Below are 22,916 nucleotides of genomic sequence, written 5' to 3'. Positions count from 1 at the left end.
AAGGGCAAAACGATGTGTGCCGCTGAACCGTACGGGGGCTTAGGGGCTGCCACCAGGGACGACCAGAGATCGTGATCTATTCGCGCCGGGGTGTGCATCGGATGACGCACAGCCCGGGGCCTCGGTGAGGTGCCGGGCCTTCGCGTGCGCGACCGACCAGCTACTCTACGGCGGCCCTGTTTCGGCGGGGCTTGATCTGGGCGAGGTCGAGGTCGACGGGGAATGGGACTGAGACTTTCATCCGGTCGTGGAAGATGCCGGTGCTTGTGTACGCGCCCGTGGTCGGCTCCAGCTCGAAGACATGGACCACAGCCCGGCCGTCCACGTGCTCCACCCGCCAGTAGTGCGGGATCTTGGCCCGTGCGTACTTGACCGGCTTGGTCTCTCGGTCACGGGTCAGGGAGTCGGTGGAGACGACTTCGATGGCCAGCACCACGGACTCGGCCGGGAATCGGGTTTGCTCCGGGTTCTGAACGACATACCCGCGCACGACGATCACATCGGGCTCGGGCCGGTTCCAGCGATCGATGTCGATGGTGAATCGCCCGACAACCTCGAGGTCCTTGGGCGCGACAGAATGCAGCTTCCGCTCGAAGAAGCCGATCGCGCGCTCATGAAAGATGGTCTGGGGAGTCGCGAAGACGAGGCTCGCGTCGATCAGTTCCGTATGCGGAGGCAGATTTGGAAGCCGGTCCAGGTCGTCGGCGGTCCAGCCGCCCAGGGGCGGGGCGGGCCAGCTGGGCTCTGGGGCTTCAGGGCTGCCGCTCATTGGTGTTCCCATAGGACGGGAGTCTCGCGTGCCTGTTCCGCGCCACCTGGGGGAGTCGAGCAGGCTCCCGCGCATGGGTGAAGGCGTCGCCCTACGTTGACGGGTCCTGTGTGTCGGCTAGCGTCGGTGACCATGGACGACATCTGGCAGTTGCTGGAATGCGTACACGCGCCCGTCTACTTCGCGCCCGAGACTGGCCCCGTCTACGCCGCCGCAGGGTCCGGGCTCAAGGGGTACTGGATGGGGTACTTTGCCTCCCGCGCCGCCGCGCTCGGTGCGGTGCCGCCGGAGGTGGTGACCGCTGCTTTCTACAATTTCGCGCCCGCTCGGGTTGCCCGGGCGATTCCGGATGCCTGGGCGCGTTGTCCGCCCGAGCAGGTGCTTGCCGCCCGGCTCGACGTGGCTGACCGGGCTCTGCGGCGGCTGCTAGGGGAGTTCGTCGACGGTCCGGAGGTTGTCGAGGCCGCCGAGCTCGGACGGCGGGCGGTCGAGGCCCTGCCGGTGGCCGGGCGGGTGCTGTTTGCCGCGCATGCCGCGTTGCCCGTGCCCGAGCAGCCCCAGCTGGGGCTGTGGTGGGCGGCCACCGCGCTGCGGGAATTCCGTGGGGACGGTCATGTTGCCGCCCTGGTGACCGCCGGGGTGGACGGCTGCGAGGCCAATGTGATCACCGTGGCGCTGGGGCTCGCCCCGCCAGAGCAGCGCCTCAACCGCGGCTGGAGCGAGGCCGAGTGGCAGGCCGCGCACGCCCGTCTCCGCGACCGTGGAGTGCTCTCGCAGGACGGCACCCTGACCGACGCGGGCAGCCTTGAGCGGGATGCCATCGAGGCCACCACCGATCGGCTTGCCCGGCCCCTCCTCGCCGGCGCGAGGCTCGCCGAGTGTCTGCGTCCGCTCGCGCGGCGGATCGTGGGGGCGGGCGGGGTGCCGTTCCCCAATGCGATGGGGCTGCCGCCGCTCAGGACGGAGTAGCCGCCCGGGCCGCGTAGGCGCGTACGTCCGCGTCGGGGTCCTGGACCGCCGTGGACAGGGCCGCGCGGGCCTCCGGGGTGGTGGAGTGGCGGAGCAGGGACAGGACCGCCGCCTTGCGGACATCGGCGTTGGCGTCGCCGAGTGCCTTGGCCAGGGCGGGTACGGCGAGGTCCGCGGCGGCCGCGCCCAGGGCCGTCGCCGCGCCCGCGCGGACCTGCCAGGACGGGGTGGCCAGCGCGGTGATCGCCGTGGTGTCGTACGGAGACGGGCAGCCCGCGACGGACAGTGCGGCGAGTGCGGCCGCGCGGACCAGGATGTCCGGGTCCTGGAGGAGGGGGGCGAGGGCTCCCGGGTCGGTCAGGCTGCGTGCCACCGCGACGCGGACCTCGCGGGCCGGGTCGGCGGTCGCCCGGGCGACGGCATCGAGGGCGTCGACCGAGACCAGGGCGCGTACGGCTGCGATACGGACCTCGATGGCCGGGTCCGAGAGCGCACCCCCGAAGCGGTCGGCGTCACCCAGCCGGAGCGCCCGCAGGACGTCCAGCGCGGTGGAGCGGACCCGGGGATCGTCGTTGTCGAGCGCCGCCAGCAGGGGAGTGCTCAACTCGGCGGTCGGCGGCAGGACTTCGACCAGCTCCTGGAGGGAGGCCGCGGCTGCGGCACGTACCGCCCCGTCCTCGTCCACCAGGGCCGTGGCGAGCGCCGGGCCCGTGCCGTCGGGGGCGGTCTCGGTGAGCGTGGCGACGGCGGCGGCCCGGACCGCCGGGTCGGCGTCGGCAAGGTAGGGGCTCAACTCCGTGAGCGACGGCTCCTCCTCGGCGAGCGCGAGGAGTTCGAGGATGCGCGGGGAGTGGGCCGCGACACGTGTGTCGACGCGTACGGGCGCGGCGATGCGGGAGCCCGTCGGCGCGATCTCGCGCGGGCCCGCTGTGGAGACCTGTTCAAGAGCGACCTCACCGAGGTGGCGGGACGGGCCGCCGGTGGGGCTGAACTCGTCGACAGGCACCAGGTAGGGCGCGACCGGGCGGGCCGTGAACTCCATTGTCCCGGCCGGCGACTTGCGCAGGTCCAGATGGTGCAGCCAGTCCTCGTCGTCGCGCTGCGGATGGTCCGTACGCTCGTGGTAGAGGCCCCAGCGGGACTCCGTACGCGCGAGTGAGGAGCGGGCGGCCATCTCGGCGCAGTCGCGGATGAAGTCGACCTCGGCGCAGCGCATCAGTTCGTGCGGGGTCTTGGCGCCCATCTCGGCGATCTCGCCGCGCATCCGCTCGAAGTGCTCGACGGCGAGGGAGAGCCGGGCGCCGGACTTGGGCGGGGCGACGTAGTCGTTGACGAAGCGGCGGAGTTTGTACTCGACCTGGGGCTGGGGCGGTCCGTCCGGGTTGCGCAGCGGCCGGTAGATCAGCTCATGGGCGGCGCGCAGCTGGTCGGCGGGCAACTCGCCCTCGTACGCCCGGTACTGGGACGCGTCCGCGCCCGCCAGATCGCCGAAGACGAAGGCGCCGATCATGTAGTTGTGCGGGACGCAGGCCAGATCACCGGCGGCGTAGAGGCCGGGCACGGTGGTGCGGGCGTGGTCGTCGACGCGGACGCCCGAGGCCGAGTGGCCGCCGCAGAGGCCGATCTCGGAGATGTGCATCTCGACGTCGTGGGTGCGGTAGTCGTGGCCCCGGTTCGCGTGGAAGGTGCCCCGGGTGGGGCGCTCGGTGGAGTGCAGGATGCCTTCCAGCGCGCCGATGGACTCCTCGGGGAGATGGCTGAGTTTGAGGAAGACGGGGCCGCGGTCGGAGGCGAGTTCGTTGGCGAACTCGGCCATCATCTGGCCCGACCAGTAGTCGGAGTCGACGAAGCGCTCGCCGTGCCGATTGACCTGGTAGCCGCCGAAGGGGTTGGCGACATAGGCGCAGGCGGGGCCGTTGTAGTCCTTGATCAGCGGGTTGATCTGGAAGCACTCGATGCCGGTGAGCTCGGCGCCGGCGTGGTAGGCCATGGCGTAGCCGTCACCGGCGTTGGTGGGGTTCTCGTAGGTGCCGTAGAGATAGCCGGAGGCGGGGAGACCGAGGCGGCCCGCGGCGCCGGTGGCGAGGATGACGGCGCCTGCGCGTACCGAAACGAACTGTCCCGTACGGGTGTTGAAGCCCGCGGCCCCGACGGCCCGGCCGTCCGCCGTGAGGACGCGGACCGGCATCACGCGGTTCTCGATCCGGATGCGCTCGCGCATCTCGCGCCGCCGCAGCCGGCGGTAGAGGACCTTCTTGACGTCCTTGCCCTCGGGCATCGGCAGGACGTACGAGCCGGAGCGGTGCACCTGGCGTACCGCGTACTCGCCGTGTTCGTCCTTCTCGAACTTCACGCCGTACGACTCGAGTCGCTGCACCATCGCGAAGCCGCGGGTCGCGGTCTGGCGGACGGTGGACTGGTCGACGATGCCGTCGTTGGCGCGGGTGATCTCGGCGACGTAGTCGTCGGGTTCGGCGCGGCCGGGGATGACGGCGTTGTTGACGCCGTCCATGCCCATGGCGAGGGCGCCGGAGTGCCGTACGTGCGCCTTTTCGAGGAGCAGGACGTTCGCGCCGTGCTCGGCCGCGGTGAGCGCGGCCATGGTGCCGGCCGTGCCGCCACCGATGACGAGGACGTCGCAGGAGAGCTCCTCGGCGTCCGCGAGTGCGGGGATGTCCATGGGGAGGGCCTCTCAGGTGCCGAGGGATTCGAGTACTTCGCGGCGCAGCGCGAGCGTCGCGGGTTCGCCGTGGGCCGCACGGTCGCGGGGGCCGGGGACGTCGAGGACGCGCCCGGTGCCGAGGAGGGCGATGCGATCGCCGAGGAAGAGCGCCTCGTCGACGTCGTGCGTGACGAAGACGACGGTCGCGCCGGTGCCGCGCAGCACGTCGACGAGCAGCTGCTGCATCCCGGCGCGGGTCTGCGCGTCGAGCGCGCCGAAGGGTTCGTCCATGAGGACGGCCCGCGGCTCTGCGGCGAGTGCCCGCGCGAGCTGGACGCGCTGGCGTTGCCCACCGGAGACGCGGTGCGGGAGGTGGGCGGCCCGGTCGGCGAGCCCGACCCGGTCCAGCCATGCCTGGGCCTTCCGGCGGCGCTCGGCGCGGCCGACTCCCCTGATGGCCAGGGGGAGTTCGACGTTGCCGCGCAGGGTGCGCCAGGGAAGGAGGGCGTCCTCCTGGAAGATCAGTGCCCGCTCGGCGCGGGGCCCGGTGATGGGCTCGCCGTCCTGAGCGACCGCGCCGTCGAGCGGGGGGAGCAGCCCGGCGAGGGTGCGCAGGAGGGTGGACTTGCCGCAGCCGGAGGGCCCGACGACGGTAAGGATCTCGCCGGGCACGACGTCCAGGTCGATCCCGTCGAGCACGGGCGCTCCGGGCCGCCCCAGCGACGCGCCGCGCAGGGTGAGCCGGGTCCCACGGAGCGGTGCGGGGGCGGGGGCGAGGGTGGTTTCGGGGGGTGTGGTCATGGGGTTACGCCTCCTCGTGGGTGCGGATGGGGGTGTGGGTGGGGGGCGCCTGCGGCGGGCTTTCCCCTACCCGCCCCTTCCCGCACTGGGGCTCCGCCCCAGACCCTGCGCCTCAATCGCCGGCGGGGCTTGATGTGCGGGCGGGGCGGGGGAAACCCTCGGGCGGCGGACCGGTGGTCCCGACTCCACCCGCGGGAGCCACCTCGTCACCCGGCGCCCCGCCAGCTCCACCGTCGTCGACGTCAGCCAGCCCAGGACGCCGATCGTCGCCATGCCCACGAACACGCCGGGGTAGTCCACCACCGTGTAGTCCTGCCAGGTGCGGTAACCCACCCCGTACTCACCGGAGATCATCTCCGCCGAGATCACGCAGATCCACGAGACGCCGATCCCCACCGAGAGACCGCCGAGGATCCCCGGCAGCGCCCCCGGCAGGACCACCGACGCCAGAATCCGCCACCGGCCGCCGCCCATCGTGAGGACGGCCTCTTCCCAGACCGGGGTCAGGGCGCGCACGGCATGCCGTGTGGAGACCATGATCGGGAAGAACGCCGCGGTGAAGGTGATGAAGACGATGCCCTGCTCGTTGCTGGGGAAGAGCAGGATCGCCACCGGTACCAGCGCGATCGCCGGGATCGGGCGGAGGACTTCGAGCACCGGCCCGAGCAGGTCCGCCGCCAGGTGGGAGCGGGCGATCGCGGTGCCGACCGCCACGCCCGCGAGCGCCGCCAGCGTGAAGCCGGTGACGATGCGGGTGAGGCTGTCGGTCAGGTCCTGCCAGTACGGGCCGCTCCCGACTCGCTCCCCGAACTCCCGCGCGACGTCGACGACCGTCGGGAACTGCTCGAACCGCAGCCACAGATTGATGTCGTAGGCGGTCAGCAGCTGCCACACCCCGAGCGCGCCCACCAGGGACAGCGCGCGCACGACGTGCCGGCCGGTCATGACACCTGCTTCAAGGCCTCGGCGTACGACACGGTCCGGGCGCCCGCGTGTCCCGTCACGTAGGCCGCAGCCGCGGACCGGGTGACGAAGGGCAGCAGCTTCGTGCCGTCGGCCACCCACACCGCCTTGTTCGCGAACCAGCGCGTGCCGGTGGTCGCGTCGGGGACGTACGCCGCGCGCACCTGGCCAGGATCCGCGGCCACCTGCCGCAGCAACTGGAGCGGGGTCGCGAAGGACTGGGTCGTGTTCTTGCCCTTCAGCCACAGCTCGCTGAGTGCGGGGGCGGGCGCGGCCGTGAGCGCCTTGGCATAGCCGTTCCCGAACGCCCGCTTCACATACTGGTCGTCGACGAAGGCGTCCACATTCACGTCGCCCACCAGCTTCGCCGACTTCAGCACCGGCACGTCCTTCTTCAACGCGTCGACCAGCTCGGGCTTGAGGGCCGGGCCGAAGGTCGCGATGCCGTGCGCGCCGTTGTAGAGGTAGACGACCTCGGCCGGGAGTCCGGTCGCCTTGGCCACCGACTCCGCGGCCGCGACGGGCTGCTTGTGCAGATACTCGGTCGCATCGGCCTGCGCGCGCAGGAAGTCTTCGAGCACCGCGGGCCGCTTCTTCGCGAAGTCCTCGCGTGCGGTGACCCCGTGGAAGGTCGGCAGGTTCAGCTCCGCCCCGTCGTACAGCGCCTGTGCCTTGCCCTGGAAGGCGAGCAGCCCGGGCCAGGCCACGAACTGCGAGAGCGCGTCCGTGCTGCCCGCCTGGAGCGCCGACGCACCCACGGCAGGCTGCTGGTTGAGCTTGCGGATGTCCTTCTCCGGGTCGATGTCCGCCCGTTGCAGCGCCCGTACGAGCGTGCCGTCCGCGGCCGATCCGACACTCGTGGAGACTTTCTTGCCGCGCAGGTCCCCCAGCGAGGACAGCTTCGAACCGGGCGCCGTGACAATGGTGTTGAGGCCGCCGCGCAGGTTGTAGCCGGTGACGGAGACGAGCCGCGTCGGCCGGTGCAGCTGCTTGCCGCGCGTGGCGTTGATCAGCAGCGGGAAGTCGCCCATCGAACCGATGTCGATCTTCCCGGCGGTCATCTGCGCGGTGATCGGCGCGCCCGTGGCGTAGTCCTGCCACTTCACCTTGTAGGTGACGCCCTCACGTTTTCCGCGGGCCGCGAGCTCCCGCTCGAAGTAGCCGAGCGACCGCAGCAGCGTGCCCGCCGTAACGGTGTTGATGGTCTTGGACTGGTAGCCGACGGTGACGGTGACGGTCGAGCCGTCGCCCGCCTCCGCGTCGCCGCCGCAGCCGGTGAGCGGTAGCAGCAGGGTGGCGGCGATGAGCACAACTGGCTTGCGTGACATGGGAGTTCGGACCTCTCGGGCTTTACCGCAGCAGATAGGGCATGTTGACCGTGACCGCGTCCGTGGGACACCGGGCCGCGCACGGGCCGCAGTACCAGCACTCGTCCACGTGCATATAGGCCTTGCCGCTGTCCGGGTTGATCGCGAGGGAGTCGAGCGGGCACATGTCGACGCAGAGGGTGCAGCCGTCGATGCACTTCGACTCGTCGATGGTCACGGGCACGTCGGCACGCTGGGGCGCAAGAGGCATGGCTGTCTCCGGGAAAGGGGTACGGGAGGTACGGGGACGGGTCAGAGGGAGCGGTGGAGCAGCCCGCTCATGGTGATGCGGTCGCCGCGGAAGCGGATGAACTCCAGATCCACGGGGCGTCCGTCGGACAGTTGCGTGAGCCGTTCGAGCATCAGCACGGCGGCGCCGCGCGGGGCTTCGAGTACGGCGGCGGAGTGCGCGTCGGCGTTGACGGCCTCGAGGGTGATCTCGGCGGTGCCCAGCGGCTGTCCGGTGAGGTTTTCGAGCAGCCGGAACACATCGGTGTGCTCCAGGTCGCAGCCGAGCAGACCGGTGCCGATGTCCATCGGGATGTAGGTGAGGTCGAGTGAGAGGGGCAGGCCGTTCAGCCGCCGCAGCCGCTCGATGTAGAGCACGTCGGTGTGCTCGGGCAGCCCCAGCCGCCGGGCCACGGGTGCAGGCGCGGTGACGGGGCCGACGGTGCGGACTTCGTTGGTGACGTCGCCGTGTTCGTGCAGGGTCTCGGCGAGGCCCTGCAGCCGGTCGAGGCCGTGCGGGTACTTCTCGGACACCACGACCGTGCCGACGCCCGGCTGGCGTTCGACGAGCCCTTCCGCACGGAGCAGATCCAGTGCCTGGCGGACGGTGTTGCGGGAGACGCGGTAGTCGTCGCCGATCGTGCCCTCCAGCGGCAGCACGCCGCCGGGGAAGCCGTCGGTGCGCACCTGGTGGCGCAGCAGGTCGGCGAGCTGCCGCGCCTGATCCGCGCGCAGCCGCCGCCGACGCGCGGCGGCGAGGGGCACGGTGTGCTCACGGGTACGTTCGGCTGGCATGCCCCGGACCATACCGACGCTGCGTCGGCGGTGGTGTTGCCAGAGTGTTGCGCCATGAAGCGGGCACCGGGACACCTCGCTGACCTGCGGTGATACGGATCAGTCGGGAAGATCTGCCACCCCTGGGGCGTCAGTCGCCACCGCCCCCGTCGCCTCCGCCCCCGTCCCCGTCGCCTCCGCCCCCTCCGTCGCCCCCGAAGCTGACACTGCTGCTGCTCGACTTCTTGTCCTGCTGTATGGCGCGGTGCACGGCGTACGGGGCCCACTGCTCCCGTACGAGAACGCGCAGTGCGCCCCGCCCCCGCCACGACTCGAATCGCGGATGGAGCACTTTGGCGATGCCGATCGCCGCGGTGAAGGCGGCCAGCAGCCGGCTGCGGCGGTCCGGGAAGCCGGCCCACACCGACTGGGCGTAGCGCCCGCGGGCCGGGGTCGAGAAGTCCTCGGCCGCCGCGGGGTACCGGCGGTACGGGAAGATGCCCAGGAAGCGATGGGTCTCCACCCGCAGCGCACCGCGTCCCACCAGGTGGTGCAGGCACAACTCCTCGACGTGCCGCCCGGCGCGCCTGACCCAGGGCCGGGCGCGTACGCCGTCGCCGAACCGGCTGGTGCCCGGGGCCGGGAGACTCGCCAGTATCTGCGCCGACAGCGGGTTCTGCGGCGGCAGTGGATTGACCACCGTCACCTTGCCACGCGACTCGGCGACCCTGCCCTGGAGCTCCAGCTCGGCGAGGGCGGCGCCGGCCAGTCCGTACTGGAGGTAACTCCTGGAGCAGTGCCGGCGGCCCGTCACGGGGTCGAGAGCGAGCAGCAGGAGCTCCTCGGGCAGGGTGAGTCCGGTCATTCCGCGGCGCTCGACGCGATCCGGCCGGTGACCTCGCCGAGGCCGACCCGTACGCCGTCCGGGCCCGGTGCCCAGGCCGTCATCGTCACCACGTCGCCGTCCTCCAGGAAGGTCCGCTTGCCCTCGGGAAGTTCGAGAGCGTCCCGTCCGTTCCAGGTGAGCTCCAGCAGCGAGCCGCGCTGGTGGACCTCGGGACCGCTGACCGTGCCGGAGCCGAAGAGGTCGCCGGTACGGAGTGAGGCGCCGTTGACCGTCATATGGGCCAGCTGCTGGGCGGCCGTCCAGTACATCGTGGCGAACGGCGGCTCGGAGACCACATGGCCGTTGATCGCCACCGTGATGCGCAGGTCGAAGCCGCCGGGCTCCTCGTCGCCGGAGTCGTCCAGGTAGGGCAGCAGCTCGAAGTCCCGCGCGGGCGGCTCGGTACGGGCCGCGTCGAGGGCCTCCAGCGGGGTCACCCACGCGGAGACGGACGTGGCGAAGGACTTGCCGAGGAACGGGCCGAGCGGCACGTACTCCCAGGCCTGGATGTCCCGGGCCGACCAGTCGTTGAGGAGCGTCACACCGAAGACATGCTCCCGGAAGTCCCCGAGGGCCACCGGGCGGCCGAGCTCGGAGGGAGTGCCGACGAGGAAGCCGACCTCGGCCTCGATGTCGAGCTTCACGGACGGGCCGAACAGGGGCGCGGGGTCGGCCGGGGTCTTGCGCTGGCCGCTGGGGCGCACCACATCGGTGCCGGAGACGACAACCGTCCCGGCCCGGCCGTGGTAACCGATGGGCAGATGCTTCCAGTTGGGGGTCAGGGCGTCCCCGTCCGGCCGGAACATCTTGCCGACGTTCGTGGCGTGGTGCTCGCTCGCGTAGAAGTCGACATAGTCGGCGACCTCGTACGGAAGGTGCAGCGTGACCGAGTCGAGCGGGTGCAGCAGCGGCTCGATGTCCGGCCGGTGGGCGGGCACGGTGACCCATGCGGTGATCGCCCGGCGCACGTCCCGCCAGGCGGTGCGGCCCGCCGCGAGGAGCGGGTTGAGGTTCGGCTGCGCCAGCAGTGCCGCGTAGGGGGAGCCGAGAGTGTGGGCGGCCGCTCCGGCGTCGAGCACATGGCTGCCGATGCGGACGCCGAGCCGCCGGCGCCCGGGCTCGTCGGCCGTGCTGAAGACGCCGTACGGGAGGTTGTGCGGGCCGAAGGGATCGCCCTCGGCCAGATCGAGCGGGCTCTGCTCGGGCATCGGTGCTTGCCTCGCTTTCCACGTGTGTGAGGCACACGTTACGTGGGTGTTGCCCCGCCTCGGCAGGTCACCCGCCCGGCCCGCTCACCCCGCCATTCTCGGGAAGCGCCGTTCCCACGTGCGGTGGAAGACGATCTCGCGGCCGTCCCTGCACACCACCTCGTCCGACGCGATGAAGTCGGCCGCGTCGCAGGTGAGTTCGGAACGCGTCTCGATCCGCACGTCCCACGCCAGCTCCGGCCGGTGCAGCCGGACGGCCCAGTCGGAGCGGGCCTGCGCGGAGTGCGGGTCGCGTTCGCGGATCGTGTACGTCTCAAGGGCCTCCTCCGTGTACTCCAGGCCGTCGGGATACACCCGCATGCCGCCGGGTCGCGGGTCGACCTCCAGGCGCCACTCGCCCTTGGCGACGTCGCGGATCACCAGACGCTCGGGCCGCTGCTCGTCGAGGGTGACGGGGGAGCTGACCCCGAGCGGCTCGGACTGCTCCGGTTCCTCGAAAAGGATCTTGTCCTCGGTCGTGCCCTGGGAACGTACGGGAAGTTCCAGGCGGGAGCCCGCCGGGTCGAGGGTGAAGCCCGCCGAGCCCGGCTGCGGCCAGATCCACGGCCAGTACGCGGAGGAGACGGCGAGCCGGATGCGGTGGCCGGGCGGGAAGGTGTGGCCGACGGCGTTCAGCTCGAAGGTCACGTCCTCACTCGCGCCGAGCGGCCAGGCGCCCGCGCGTTCGCGGCCGTGGCGGGCGGAGAGATTGAGGACACCCCGGGTGACGAGGGTGGACGATCCGTCGGGGGCGACGTCGCAGAGGCGGGCGATCGTCTGGCCGTGGGGCACGTCCAGGCGAAGCCGCAGCGTGAGGCCGGGGCGGCCCAGGAGCTCGACCGGCGCGTCGGTGACCGGGAACTCGAAGCAGGCGGAGCGGGCGTCCTCGTCGCGCTGGTCCGGCGGCAGATCGGCGTCGTTCCCGCAGGGGAGGAAGCGGCCCGCGTCCAGGCCGGTGTGCTGGGGCGAGTCGACGATCACCGGCTCGCCCGTCAGGGGGTACGACACGGTGGTGACGTGCGGCGACGGCCAGGCGGGGTCACCGACCCAGCGGCCGGGCAGCTCCTCGTACACGGTGGCGGGCGGATGCGACTCGCTGATCCAGGAGCGCAGCAACGGCTCGGACATCACGTCATTGGCGGTGTTCTTCAGGTGGTGGTCCCACCATCTGAGCGTCTCCTGGAGAAAGCCGATGGCCGGGCCCGGCCGTCGGCCCCGGTCCGGGTACTGGTGCGGCCACGGGCCGATCAGTCCCCGTACCCGATCGGGCGGCAGCTGCTCGACCAGGCGCAGCACCGTGTCCCGGTACGGGTCGTGCAGGCCGCCCACCGCGAGGACCGCCGCGTCGATCGCCGCGTAGTCCTCGCGGACGCTGCCGTGCTTCCAGTAGTCGTCGCGGATCTGGTGGGCGAGCCAGGTGTGGAGGAAGGGGGAGACCGCTTCGAGGCGCCCGAGCCACATCTGCCGCCACTGATCGCCGACGAAGAGGGGGTCCGGCGGGCGGGAGACCAAGGCGAGCAGGGTGGCGGCCCAGGCGTGCATGCCGCAGGCGAGCACGGAACCGCCCATGTAGTGCGCGTCGTTGTCGTAGCGGTCGTCCGTCGAGCAGACCGTGACGATCGCCTTCAGCGGCTCCGGGGCCAGCGCGGCGATCTGCAGTGAGTTGGTGCCGCCCCAGGAGATGCCGAACATGCCGACCCGGCCGGTGCACCAGGGCTGCGCGGCCAGCCAGTTGATCACCTCGACCCCGTCGGCGGTCTCGGTCGCGCTGTACTCGTCGCCGGGAAGGCCCTCGCTGTTGCCGTGTCCCCGCACATCGACCCGTACGGAGGCGTAGCCGTGGCCCGCGTACCAGGGGTGGCGCTGCCAGTCGCGCGGCGCGGTGCCGTCACTCAGCCGGAACGGCAGATATTCGAGCAGGGCGGGTACGGGCTCGTCGGTGAGCGGACGCCACACGCGCGCGTAGAGCCTTGCGCCATCCGGCATCGGGATCCGGATGTCCTCGTGGGAGGTCTCGTACGGGAAGTCGGTGCGGATGCGCATGGCAGGACCTCAGTTCCGACAAAGCAGCCGTTTCATGTCGTATTGGCTGATCACGAACATACCGGGGGCAGCGGGAAGGCGCCCACGGTGATCGAAAGGCGACCGGATACGCTGACTTGAGTGAATCCAGCGACACATCGACAATCCGTGTGACCGTCAGCAGACAGGAGATCCCCTCGTGACCGTCGTCGGGCCGTTCGGGCTGAGCGTGCGGGACCAGGCTCTTGAGGCCGATGTCCAGACCGGATTGGCGGCTGTCGAGGCGGGACTGCTCGAAGCCACCAAGAGCGAGGTGCCCTTCATCACGGAGGCCGCACAGCACCTGGTACGAGCCGGGGGCAAGCGCTTCCGGCCGCTGCTGGTGATGCTCGCGGCCCAGTTCGGTGATCCGTACGCGCCGGGTGTGGCGCCTTCGGCCGTGGTCGTCGAGCTCACCCATCTCGCGACGCTGTACCACGACGATGTGATGGACGAGGCCGAGGTGCGGCGCGGCGTGGACAGCGCCAACGCCCGCTGGGGCAACTCGGTGGCGGTCCTGACCGGCGACTTCCTGTTCGCGCGGGCCTCCCACATACTGGCCGACCTGGGTCCCGAGGCCGTACGCATCCAGGCGGAGGCGTTCGAGCGCCTTGTCACCGGCCAGATCCTGGAGACGGCGGGCCCACGGGACGGCCGCGACCCGGTGGAGCACTACCTCGACGTCATCGGGGGCAAGACCGGCTCGCTGATCGCGGTCTCGGGCCGGTTCGGCGCGATGATGTCGGGCGCGGACGAGGGTGTCGTGGACATCCTCACCCAGTACGGGGAGCGGCTCGGCGTCGCCTTCCAGCTCGCGGACGACGTACTCGACATCGCCTCCGACTCGCACGAGTCCGGCAAGACGCCCGGCACGGATCTGCGTGAGGGCATCCCGACGCTGCCGGTGCTGCATCTGCGCGCGCGGGCGGAGGCGCACGAGCGGCCCGAGGATCTTGAGCTCGTCGCGCTGCTCGAAGGGGATCTGACGGACGACGCCCGGCATGCCGAGGCGCTGCGGCTGCTGCGCATTCATCCCGCGCTGGAGCAGGCCAGGCGGGACACCGTGCGGTACGCGGAGGAGGCGCGGGCGATGCTGGCGCCGCTGCCCGAGTGCTATGCGAAGGCGGCGCTGGAGGAACTCTGCGACGCGGTGGTCCACCGCGCGGGTTGATGTGCGGGCTGATTCCTGAGGGCCGGGGCTGACGCGCGGGGCTGACTGGCGAGCGCCCGGGGCTGGTTGGCGGACGCCCTGCTCATGGTGGTGCGGGGCGCCACCTGGCGTGCCCGCAGGACGACCCCCCGTACGCCCCTCGTTCATCTCCCGTACACCCTTCGGGTGGACCGCCGCCCGGCGCTCTCTCGATCTGTGTCGCAGGTCACATCATTGGATTGAGTCTAACCTTCGATCCACTCCGTACCCATGCCCAGAAGCTGACGCACGGGGCGTTGGCCTCAGTACGGGGAGATAACAGAATGAAGCGGAACAAGGCCCTCCTTGTCGGTACCACCGCCGTCGCCGCAGCTGCCGGAGTGGCGCTCGCCGTCCTGCCGGCCTCGGCCGACAGCAAGAGCTCCGCCGCCGACCACGCGGGGCACGGGAACAGCGCCGGCATCGCCGTCCAGAGCGGTTCGGACCGCACCGGCTCGGACCGCGGTGCCTCCCTCTTCGTAGCGAGCCTGAACGGCGCCAACGAGGTGCCGGTGCAGGGTGGACCCGCCGTCGGTGACCGCGACGGCGCGGCGCTCGAGTTTGTGAAGGTCAAGGGAGACAAGGTGTCCGTCGCCGTGAAGTTCCGCGGCACCGACAAGCCGACCGCCCTCCACATCCACCGGGGCGCGAAGGGCACCAACGGCGGCATCAAGGTCGACTTCACCGGGCTGCTCAGCAAGGGCAAGACCAAGTCCAAGGGCTGGACCGGCGCGGTCACCGGCACCGTCAAGGTCACCGACAAGGCCGTCCTCGACGCCCTCAAGGCCGACCCGACCAGCTTCTACGCCAATCTGCACACTGCTGCCTTCCCGGGCGGCGCGGTCCGCGGCCAGTTCCACAAGGTCACCGGCTCCTTCGGCTTCGGCAAGGCCCTCGACAACTTCCAGGCCTCGGTGGTCAAGGGCAAGCAGATCTACGAGTGCAAGAAGGGTGACGACGGCACGTACTCCTTCCAGCAGCGCGACGTGCGTGCCGTCCTCGGCGGACACATCGCGCACTCCTTCGTCGCCCCCAACTCCGGTACGCCGCAGTGGATTGCGCCCGACCACAGCGCGGTCACCGGCAAGCTGATCAGCAAGACGCCCAACGGCGCCAAGAACATCGCCGAGCTGGACCTCAAGGCCACCCGGTCCGGCAAGAAGCGCGGACTGCTCGCGAACACCCAGGAGATCTTCCGGCTGAACACCGTGGGCGGTGTCGCCCCGGCCGGCAGCTGCCAGCAGGGAGCGATCGTCGGCGTCCCCTACGGGGCGGACTACGTCTTCATCCAGAAGTAACCCTTACGGCAACCGGGTTCGCGGCGCTTCCCCTACTGGTTGGGGGAGGCGCCGCGTCCTTCTGTCATCCCAGAGCAGTACGCCAAGTTGCTCCCGCGGTCTGACGCTTCTTCATGCCCGATTTGGTCAGATGGATGCAGTTGAACAGCGCCACCCTGACCAACCACGGAGGTAGGGCACACCATGGCACCGAACGACAGCGCACAGTCCACCGAAGAGGCCGAGGACCTCCCAGCGGGCCGCCGCAAGGCAGCGCGCTACATCGTCCCGGTCGCGGTGGCCGGGGTGGCGGCGGCGACCATCGGGCTCGTCCCGGCGCTCGCTGCCTCCGGTGACCCCGATCTGCCGAAGATCAGCGCGCAGGAACTCATCGCGAAGATGGCCGCGTCGGACACCCAGCAGCTCTCCGGCACGGTGAAGGTCAACACGGACCTCGGCCTGCCCTCGCTCGCCGGTCTCGGCTCTCTGGGCGGCGGCTCCTTCGCGCCCAAGGGCCAGGACGGCGAAGGCGGCTCGTCCGCGTCCCCCGACGGCAAGCTGATGGAGCTTGCCACGGGCTCGCACACGCTGCGGATCGCGGCCGACGGCCCGGACAAGCAGAAGGTGTCGATCCTTGAGGACACCGCCGAGTACAGCCTGATCCACAACGGCGACGAGGTCTGGGCGTACGACAGTGCCTCGAACGAGGCCTTCCACTCGAAGGACGGCGCACCGCGCGACGGCAAGGACCGGAAGGCCACGCCGCCGAAGGACCTGCCGAACACGCCCAAGGCGCTTGCCGACGAGGCGCTGAAGGCCGCGGACGACACCACGTCGGTGACCGTCGGCGGCACGGCCCAGGTGGCCGGCCGGGACGCCTATCAGCTGGTCATCAAGCCCAAGCAGAGCGGTTCGACGATCGGCTCCATCAAGGTGGCGGTGGACGCGAAGAACGGCGTGCCGCTGAAGTTCACGCTCACCCCGAGCAGCGGTGGCAAGGCCGCGATCGACGTCGGCTTCACCAAGGTCGACTTCTCCAGGCCGGAGGCGTCCACCTTCGACTTCACCCCGCCCAAGGGCGCGAAGGTGACCGAGGCGGATGAGCTGGAGAAGGGGCACGCCGCCAAGGGGCACGAGGGGTTCAAGAACCACAAGGGCCTTGAGGGCTTCAAGAACCACAAGGGCCTGGGGAGCGGAGAGGACGTCCAGGGCCCCCAGGACTTCCAGGGTCTGAACGTCATCGGCAAGGGCTGGACCTCCATCGCCAAGATCGAGACACCGGGCGGCAAGGGTGCCACCGCGCCCAAGGACGGCGACGTCCCGCCGGAGGCCAAGAAGTTCCTGGACGCGCTCGGCGACCAGGTCGAGGGGAAGTTCGGCTCGGGCACGGTCTTCACGACCCGCCTGGTCAACGCCCTGATGACGGACGACGGCACGGTCTACGTCGGCGCCGTGACCAAGGACGCGCTCGTGCAGGCCGCGAACGCGGCGAAGTAACGCAAGGCGCGTCTTCACTCCGCCCCACCGTACGCTCCGTACGGTGGGGCGGACCGTTGACCGACAGAAACGGGGACCGCAATGACAGCCGTCATCGAGACGCGCGGGCTCACCAAGCGTTACCGGGGCGGGCAGTTGGCCGTCGAACGGCTCGATCTGACTGTGCCGGCCGGCAGCGTCTTCGGTTTCCTCGGCCCCAATGGCTCCGGCAAGACCACCACCATCAGAATGCTGATGGGGCTCATCGAGCCGACTGCGGGCAGCGCCACGGTCCTCGGCAGTCAGATGCCCCGCGCCGTGCGGACCGTACTGCCGCAGGTGGGCGCGTTGATCGAAGGGCCCGCGCTGTACGGGTTCCTGAGCGGCCGGGACAATCTGCTGCGCTACGACAGTGCCGACCCGAGCGCCGACCCCCGCACCCGGCGCGCCCGGGTCGCCGCCGCGCTGGACCGGGTCGGGCTGACCTCGGCCGCGGGGAAGAAGGCCAAGGCGTACTCGCTCGGGATGAAGCAGCGGCTCGGTCTTGCCGCCGCGCTGCTGCAGCCGCGGAGACTGCTGGTGCTCGACGAGCCGACGAACGGCCTCGATCCGCAGGGCATGCGGGAAATCCGTTCCCTGGTACGGGAGCTGGCGGCGGACGGCACCACGGTCTTTCTCTCCTCGCACCTCCTCGACGAGATCGAGCAGGTCTGCACGCATGCGGCCGTGATGGCGCAGGGGCGGCTGCTCATCCAGGGGCCGGTCGCCGATCTCGCGGCAGGCGCGCGGGGCCGGCTGGTCGTCACCACTCCCGACGCGGGTGATGCCGCGCGCATTCTCAAGGAGCAGGGCGTGAGTGACCTGACCGTCACAGAGGACAGGGTCACCGGCGAACCACCTCCGAAGGACCTCGGGAAGGACCTCGCGGACCTCAACGCGGCACTGGTGCGGGCAGGCGTACGGGTACGCGGCTTCGGCCTTGAACGCGCCTCCCTGGAGGATGCCTTCGTGGCCCTGACCGGAGAGGGCTTCGATGTTGCAGGCTGAAGCGACGGCGCTTCCCGTACGGCGTCATTGGACGCTCGGTCTCATGCGCTCCGAGCTGACCACCACGTTCCGGCGCTGGCGCACGCTCGCCCTGCTGGGGGTGCTGGCGGCCGTCCCCGTACTGATCGGCATCGCCGTGAAGATCGAGACGAGCGACGGCGGTCCGGTCGGCAACGGTGGCGGCGGGGGCCCGGCGTTCATCACGCAGATCACCAACAACGGGCTCTTCCTGGTCTTCGCGGCACTCGCCGCGACCTTGCCCGTCTTCCTCCCGATGGCGATCGGCGTCGTCGCGGGAGACGCGATCGCGGGCGAGTCGAACTCCGGCACCCTGCGCTATCTGCTGGTCGCGCCGGCCGGACGCACCCGGCTGCTGCTCGCCAAGTACGCCGCGGCGTGTGCCTTCTGCCTGGTCGCGGCCCTGGTCGTGGCGGCCTCCGCGCTCGCGGTCGGGTCGCTGCTCTTCCCGCTCGGCGATGTCACGACGATCTCCGGCACCCGGATCTCCTTCGGGGACGGGCTGCTGCGCGCCGGTCTCGTCGCGGTGGTCGTGGCGGCGTCGCTGACCGGGATCGCGGCGCTCGGAGTATTCGTCTCGACCCTGACGGGCAGTGGCATCGCCGCGATGGCGACGACGGTCGGGCTGCTGATCACGGTGCAGATCCTGGACAGCATTCCGCAGCTGCACGGGATCCATCCGTATCTCTTCCCGCACTACTGGCTGTCCTTCTCGGACCTGCTGCGGGAGCCCGTCTACTGGGACGAGGTGCTGAAGAACCTCGGTCTGCAAGGGGTGTACGCGGCGGTGTTCGGGTCGGCGGCGTGGGCGCGTTTCACGGCGAAGGACATCACGGCCTGACCGGCTGGAAGAAGGACTTGGCGGCCGGCGTCGCCTCCGCGTCACCTGCGACATCGCCCGGCCGGGTGCCGTTGCCCAGCAGCACGCCGCCGAAGCGCATACCCATGAACTCGGCGGTGTTGCGCAGAGTGCCGATCAGCGGCTCGGCCTTGTCGGCGGTGCTCGCGAAGGAGGTGACACCCCACAGCGTGCGTCCCGCCATGCGTGCCCTGAAGTCCACGCCGGGCACCCGCAGCCAGCCCGACCAGTGGTCGAGATAGCGCTTGGTGCCGGCGGAGAGGGAGTACCAGTACAGCGGCGAGGCGATGACGAGATCGGTCGCCTCCAGGGTGGCGTCCAGCAGGGTCGCCGCGTTGCCGGTGGGTGCGGGGTAGATGCCGTCGCCCTCGTGGCGCAGGTCGTCGAACTCGGGCAGCGGCAGGTCGGCCAGGTGCAGCCAGCGCTGCTCGGCTCCGTCGGGGAGCTGCTCGGCGGCCAGCCGGGCGAGCGCCTCGGTGTTGCCGCCGGTGCGGCTGCTGCCCAGCAGGAACAGGAACTTGCGGGTCATGGCGCTCCCCCTCGTACGCGACTGCATGCGTGTGCAGTATATGCACACGCATGCAGTCTGTGGGGGGTGGCAGTCGTGCGTCTCAGAAGGTGAGCTTGAAGCTGTCGATGTAGCCGGTGTCCTGCGCTGCCTTGTCCTGGACCCGCAGCTTCCAGGCGCCGTTGGCGACCTCGGAGGAGGCGTTGACCGTGTAGGTCGCCTGGACGTTGTCCGCCGAGTCGGAGGAGCTGAACGGCTTCAGGTTGTACACAGTGCCGTCCGGGGCGACCAGGTCCACGACCAGATCGCCGCGCCAGGTGTGCTTGATGTCCACGCCGGCCTTGAGGGTGGCCGGGGCGTTGCCGGTGCGGCCGGAGACGGTGACGGTCGAGGTGACGGCCGCGCCGTTGTCCGGGATGGGGACGTCCGCCGTGGTCTCGTACACATCACCCGGCGGGGTGGTCGTCCCGGTCGAGAGCGTCCAGATCGCGTGCGCGATCGCATCGCTGTTGCGGTCGAGCGCGGTGTCGTTGATGTTCGACGTGTTGTCGCACGAGGAGTGGTAGCAGCGGTCGAATGCCTGGCCCGCCGTGCCGCCCCACTTCTGTGCCTGGGCCGCGGTCTTGGTGTAGTCGGCGCCGCTGAACAGGCCGCCGACCGGGACGCCCGCGTTCTTGAACGGCGCGTGGTCGGAGCGGCCGTCGCCCTCGGTCTCGATCTCGGTGGGGATGCTCAGGCCCGCGAAGTAGTCCTTGAACGTCTTCTCGATCGTCGGGTCGTCGTCGTACACGAAGTAACCGGGGTTCGGGGAGCCGATCATGTCGAAGTTGAGATACCCGGAGATCTTCGAACGCTCGGTGGCGGGAAGGTTGTTGACGTAGTACTTCGACCCGACCAGACCCAGCTCCTCGGCACCCCACCAGCCGAAGCGTAAGTGCTTGTCCGGCTTGAACTGGGCGCGGGAGACGGCGAGTGCGGTCTCCAGGACGGCCGCCGAGCCGGAGCCGTTGTCGTTGATCCCGGCGCCCGCGCCGACCGAGTCGAGGTGCGAGCCGGCCATCAGAATCTGGTTGGCGTCACCGCCCGGCCAGTCGGCTATCAGGTTGTAGCCGGTGGCGCCCGATGAGGTGAACTGCTGGATGGACGTGGTGAATCCGGCCGCGTCCAGCTTGGACTTCACATAGTCGAGGGAAGCCTTGTATCCGGCTCTGCCGTGTGCGCGGTTGCCGCCGTTGGCGGAGGCGATCGACTGCAGCTGGGTCAGATGGGCCTTGACGTTGGCGAGAGGTATGTCGGGGGCGGCGAGGGCGGGCGCGGGGGCCGCGCTCGCGGCGGGCGCGGCGGATGCGAGCAGCCCGGCCAGGGCTATCGCGGCAGCCGCGACGGTACGTCTGGGAACGGAGAGGTTCATGTGGGGGCTCCGGATTCCGTACGGGGACAGGACGGAACGTGCGAGACGCCCCGGGATGGCGGGTCCTGGGGCGCTGGAGCTGGTGGTGCGCGTGCGTTGGTGCGCTGGAACTTGTGGGGCGCGTGCGTGATGCGCTGTGCGTGCTGAATGTTCAGTGAGAGCTTGACTCACCGTCAAGGGCGGAAACCGGTCACGGATGTTCGCATGTCGAACGAATGCGCTGCTCGCTGGTACGTCGCGGGGCGGTGGGGTTCACGAGAACCGGGCATTCAGGGTCATACCGAAGACCCGCGGTCCGGCCGGCCGTCACTCCACGCAGAACTCGTTGCCCTCGGGGTCCGCCATCGTCGTCCAGACGCCCTCCGGCTCGTTCGCGTCGTACAGGACCCTTGCCCCCAGTGCCTCCAGTCGGGCCACCTCCGCTTCCCGCTGGTCCGCGCCGACATGCAGGTCGATGTGGAGGCGGTTCTTCGTCGTCTTGTGCTCCGGGACCTGCTGGAACAGAATCCGGCGGCCGCGACCCATGCCGCTGTCCTTGTCGTACGGGTCGTCCGGATGACGGACGGCGACGAAATCGCGCCAGGCCTCGCGGCCGTGTGATTGGACCGTCGAGTCGTCCGGCAGCTGGCCGTACCCACGCAGGCGGGCGATCAGTGCGCTGTGGTCCTCGAGCTCGTAGCCCAGGGCCGCGGCCCAGAAATCGGCCTGGGCGTGCGGGTCGGACGTATCGATGACGAGTTTCCAGTGCAGTGCCATAGTAACCAGTTATAGTAGTTACGTGAGTGAGGTCGCAAGAGGTCTGACCCTTCGCACCCCGGAGGGGCATACCTATCCATTCGACGCCGGGGCACTCTGCCTTGAGCTGCTGCCCACCGGAGGCCCTGGAGCTTTCGCGCACTACGAGGTGCTGCACGGGCCCGGTGATCTGGTGCGCTGGGCGGCGGAGAGCCGGCTGCCCGGCGGGCTCGAGCCCCAGGTCACCGGCAAGGACGTGGCTGCGGCCCGTGAGCTGCGGGATGCTCTGTGGCGGCTCACCGCCGACCGGGCGCATGGGCGTCCACTCGGCCCCGACGACCTGGCCGTGGTCAACCAAGCGGCCGCGCAGGCTCCGCCCGCGCCGCGAATCACCCCGGACGGCGGCCGCGGCTGGGTCCGGCCGGCCACCGGGACTCAACTGCTGTCCGCCGTGGCGCGCGACGCCGTCGACCTCTTCACCGGTCCGCATGCGGACCGCATCCGCGAATGCGCCTCGCACGACTGCTTCCTGCTCTTCGTCGACACCTCGCGGCCCGGGCGCCGCCGCTGGTGCGCGATGGAGCGGTGCGGCAACCGCAACAAGGTCCGGGCGCACCGCGCCCGGCACGCAGAAGGGCACTGATGATGCCTACTGAGGGTCTTCGGGCCCGGAGTCTTTTTGCCAGAGCTGTTACGGCCGTTGCCGCACGGCTCACATCGGGTCGATGAAGTCCGGCCCCTCGCCCGGTCCCGTCGGGCCGGCGGGAGGCTTGCGACGTGGCGTCGTCGGCGGGCCCGATTCCGGCTCCTCGCGGACCCGTGCCGCCTCCTGCTCCGCGATCGAGAGCCACCGCTCCCAGCGCCTGCGCATCGGCTGGATGAGGCCGCCGCCCACGCCCACGATCAGGATGCCCGCGATCGTGGCCAGCGCCGCGGTGAGCACCGGTCCGGTCACCGAGGTCGCGATCTCGGCCTGGCCGAGCGCCGCGATCACGCCGAGCGCGACGATGCAGGCCCAGGCGACCGTGGACAGGCCCCTGCCGTACGAGCTCTCGCCCAGTGCTCCCCGGACGATGTCGCGGACCGCGCGTGCGAGGGCCATGGCCACCACGACGATCACGCAGGCGACGAGCGCCTTCGGCAGCCAGGCGACCACGCTGTTGATCATGCCGCTGACCGGGTTGGGGCCGAAGACCCCGAAGCCCAGCTGAAGGGTGACCAGCAGGATCCCGTAGTAGAGGATCCTGACGAGGATCCCGGTCGCGTCGTACTGCGACCCCCTGAGCGCGTGCGCGACGCCGCTGCGCTCGGCCAGCCGCTCGAAGCCGACCCTGCGCAGCAGCCGGTCGACGACCCTGGCCGTCGGCTTCGCAAGAAGCCGGCCGATGAGCAGGATGACCAGGAAGGCGATGAACTTCGGGACGAAGGTGGCGACCGCGGTCCATGCGTCGGTGAACCCCTGACCGAAGTCGACCGAAAGGGCGAGGGGGTGCGGCATGACGCGCTCTCTCCGCTCCACGGGCCCGGCCCTAATGGCGAAAGGCCTCGACCTCCGGCGTATCACCGCCTCAGCGGTGGGGCCCTGCGCCCAGCGTCGGCGGTAGGCCGATCGAGTGGCAGAACGAGGGACGCAAACGGGGGATGGATTCGCGGTCGGGTGTCGGGCCGT

Annotated in this window: 21 protein-coding genes; 7 read left to right on the top strand and 14 right to left on the bottom strand. The window is 70.5% G+C overall.

Annotated features, from left to right (window positions below; all coding sequences use genetic code 11):
* Positions 1-160: 160 nt before the first annotated feature.
* Positions 161-769, bottom strand: coding sequence for a Uma2 family endonuclease (locus OG729_RS16750; RefSeq protein ID WP_405806831.1), 609 nt, complete (start codon positions 767-769; stop codon positions 161-163).
* A 132-nt stretch (positions 770-901) separates the two neighbouring features.
* Here OG729_RS16750 and OG729_RS16745 point away from each other — a divergent pair, with 132 nt between their 5' ends.
* Positions 902-1,738 carry an SCO6745 family protein gene (locus tag OG729_RS16745; RefSeq protein ID WP_405806829.1) on the top strand — a complete coding sequence of 279 codons (837 nt, stop codon included), beginning with the start codon at positions 902-904 and terminating at the stop codon, positions 1,736-1,738.
* On the opposite strand, the gene OG729_RS16740 is transcribed toward OG729_RS16745, so the two are convergent.
* From OG729_RS16740 to OG729_RS16700, 9 genes are all read right to left on the bottom strand, one after another.
* Positions 1,725-4,418 (bottom strand): fumarate reductase/succinate dehydrogenase flavoprotein subunit, encoded by a 2,694-nt coding sequence (locus OG729_RS16740; RefSeq protein ID WP_405806828.1) that lies wholly within the window; start codon positions 4,416-4,418, stop codon positions 1,725-1,727. The genes OG729_RS16745 and OG729_RS16740 overlap by 14 nt on opposite strands.
* 12 nt (positions 4,419-4,430) lie before the next feature.
* On the bottom strand, positions 4,431-5,201 hold the full coding sequence (locus tag OG729_RS16735) for an ABC transporter ATP-binding protein (RefSeq protein WP_405806826.1): 771 nt from the start codon (positions 5,199-5,201) through the stop codon (positions 4,431-4,433).
* A gap of 66 nt (positions 5,202-5,267) precedes the next feature.
* Positions 5,268-6,146 carry an ABC transporter permease gene (locus OG729_RS16730; protein WP_405806824.1) on the bottom strand — a complete coding sequence of 293 codons (879 nt, stop codon included), beginning with the start codon at positions 6,144-6,146 and terminating at the stop codon, positions 5,268-5,270.
* On the bottom strand, positions 6,143-7,492 hold the full coding sequence (locus OG729_RS16725; RefSeq protein WP_405806822.1) for an ABC transporter substrate-binding protein: 1,350 nt from the start codon (positions 7,490-7,492) through the stop codon (positions 6,143-6,145). The genes OG729_RS16730 and OG729_RS16725 overlap by 4 nt, the downstream gene beginning before the upstream one ends.
* Positions 7,493-7,514: 22 nt before the next feature.
* Positions 7,515-7,742, bottom strand: a complete 228-nt coding sequence (locus OG729_RS16720; protein ID WP_266479325.1) for a ferredoxin family protein — start codon at positions 7,740-7,742, stop codon at positions 7,515-7,517.
* A gap of 41 nt (positions 7,743-7,783) precedes the next feature.
* Entirely contained in the window at positions 7,784-8,554 is a 771-nt protein-coding gene (locus tag OG729_RS16715; RefSeq protein WP_405806821.1) for a GntR family transcriptional regulator, read from the bottom strand.
* 130 nt (positions 8,555-8,684) lie between these two features.
* Positions 8,685-9,398, bottom strand: a complete 714-nt coding sequence (locus tag OG729_RS16710; protein WP_405806820.1) for a GPP34 family phosphoprotein — start codon at positions 9,396-9,398, stop codon at positions 8,685-8,687.
* On the bottom strand, positions 9,395-10,627 hold the full coding sequence (gene fahA / locus OG729_RS16705; protein ID WP_360874213.1) for a fumarylacetoacetase: 1,233 nt from the start codon (positions 10,625-10,627) through the stop codon (positions 9,395-9,397). Before fahA ends, OG729_RS16710 begins: the two co-directional genes overlap by 4 nt.
* 84 nt (positions 10,628-10,711) lie before the next feature.
* Complete coding sequence (locus OG729_RS16700; RefSeq protein WP_405806818.1) at positions 10,712-12,709, bottom strand: CocE/NonD family hydrolase; 1,998 nt, start codon at positions 12,707-12,709, stop codon at positions 10,712-10,714.
* Positions 12,710-12,887: 178 nt separating this feature from the next.
* Here OG729_RS16700 and OG729_RS16695 point away from each other — a divergent pair, with 178 nt between their 5' ends.
* From OG729_RS16695 to OG729_RS16675, 5 genes are all read left to right on the top strand, one after another.
* Positions 12,888-13,898 carry a polyprenyl synthetase family protein gene (locus OG729_RS16695; RefSeq protein WP_360874208.1) on the top strand — a complete coding sequence of 337 codons (1,011 nt, stop codon included), beginning with the start codon at positions 12,888-12,890 and terminating at the stop codon, positions 13,896-13,898.
* A gap of 302 nt (positions 13,899-14,200) precedes the next feature.
* Positions 14,201-15,214 carry a CHRD domain-containing protein gene (locus tag OG729_RS16690; RefSeq protein ID WP_405806817.1) on the top strand — a complete coding sequence of 338 codons (1,014 nt, stop codon included), beginning with the start codon at positions 14,201-14,203 and terminating at the stop codon, positions 15,212-15,214.
* 183 nt (positions 15,215-15,397) lie between these two features.
* A complete protein-coding gene (locus tag OG729_RS16685) occupies positions 15,398-16,690 on the top strand; it encodes a LolA family protein (RefSeq protein WP_405806816.1) in 1,293 nt (430 codons plus the stop codon).
* Positions 16,691-16,771: 81 nt separating this feature from the next.
* On the top strand, positions 16,772-17,716 hold the full coding sequence (locus OG729_RS16680; protein ID WP_360874199.1) for an ABC transporter ATP-binding protein: 945 nt from the start codon (positions 16,772-16,774) through the stop codon (positions 17,714-17,716).
* Entirely contained in the window at positions 17,703-18,575 is an 873-nt protein-coding gene (locus OG729_RS16675) for an ABC transporter permease (protein WP_360874197.1), read from the top strand. Before OG729_RS16680 ends, OG729_RS16675 begins: the two co-directional genes overlap by 14 nt.
* Here the strand turns inward: OG729_RS16675 and OG729_RS16670 are convergent.
* From OG729_RS16670 to OG729_RS16660, 3 genes are all read right to left on the bottom strand, one after another.
* On the bottom strand, positions 18,565-19,122 hold the full coding sequence (locus OG729_RS16670) for a flavodoxin family protein (protein ID WP_405806814.1): 558 nt from the start codon (positions 19,120-19,122) through the stop codon (positions 18,565-18,567). The genes OG729_RS16675 and OG729_RS16670 overlap by 11 nt on opposite strands.
* Positions 19,123-19,204: 82 nt before the next feature.
* Positions 19,205-20,512, bottom strand: coding sequence for a M28 family metallopeptidase (locus OG729_RS16665; RefSeq protein WP_405806812.1), 1,308 nt, complete (start codon positions 20,510-20,512; stop codon positions 19,205-19,207).
* Between the two features lie 306 nt (positions 20,513-20,818).
* A complete protein-coding gene (locus tag OG729_RS16660) occupies positions 20,819-21,268 on the bottom strand; it encodes a VOC family protein (protein ID WP_405806810.1) in 450 nt (149 codons plus the stop codon).
* A gap of 22 nt (positions 21,269-21,290) precedes the next feature.
* Here OG729_RS16660 and OG729_RS16655 point away from each other — a divergent pair, with 22 nt between their 5' ends.
* Positions 21,291-21,890 (top strand): CGNR zinc finger domain-containing protein, encoded by a 600-nt coding sequence (locus OG729_RS16655; RefSeq protein WP_405806808.1) that lies wholly within the window; start codon positions 21,291-21,293, stop codon positions 21,888-21,890.
* Between the two features lie 69 nt (positions 21,891-21,959).
* On the opposite strand, the gene OG729_RS16650 is transcribed toward OG729_RS16655, so the two are convergent.
* Positions 21,960-22,745, bottom strand: coding sequence for a mechanosensitive ion channel family protein (locus OG729_RS16650; protein ID WP_405806806.1), 786 nt, complete (start codon positions 22,743-22,745; stop codon positions 21,960-21,962).
* Between the last annotated feature and the right edge of the window lie 171 nt (positions 22,746-22,916).

Source organism: Streptomyces sp. NBC_00210, from assembly GCF_045160975.1.
In the GTDB taxonomy this organism is placed as follows: Bacteria; Actinomycetota; Actinomycetes; order Streptomycetales; family Streptomycetaceae; genus Streptomyces.
This window is presented reverse-complemented; position numbering and strand designations above follow the sequence as displayed.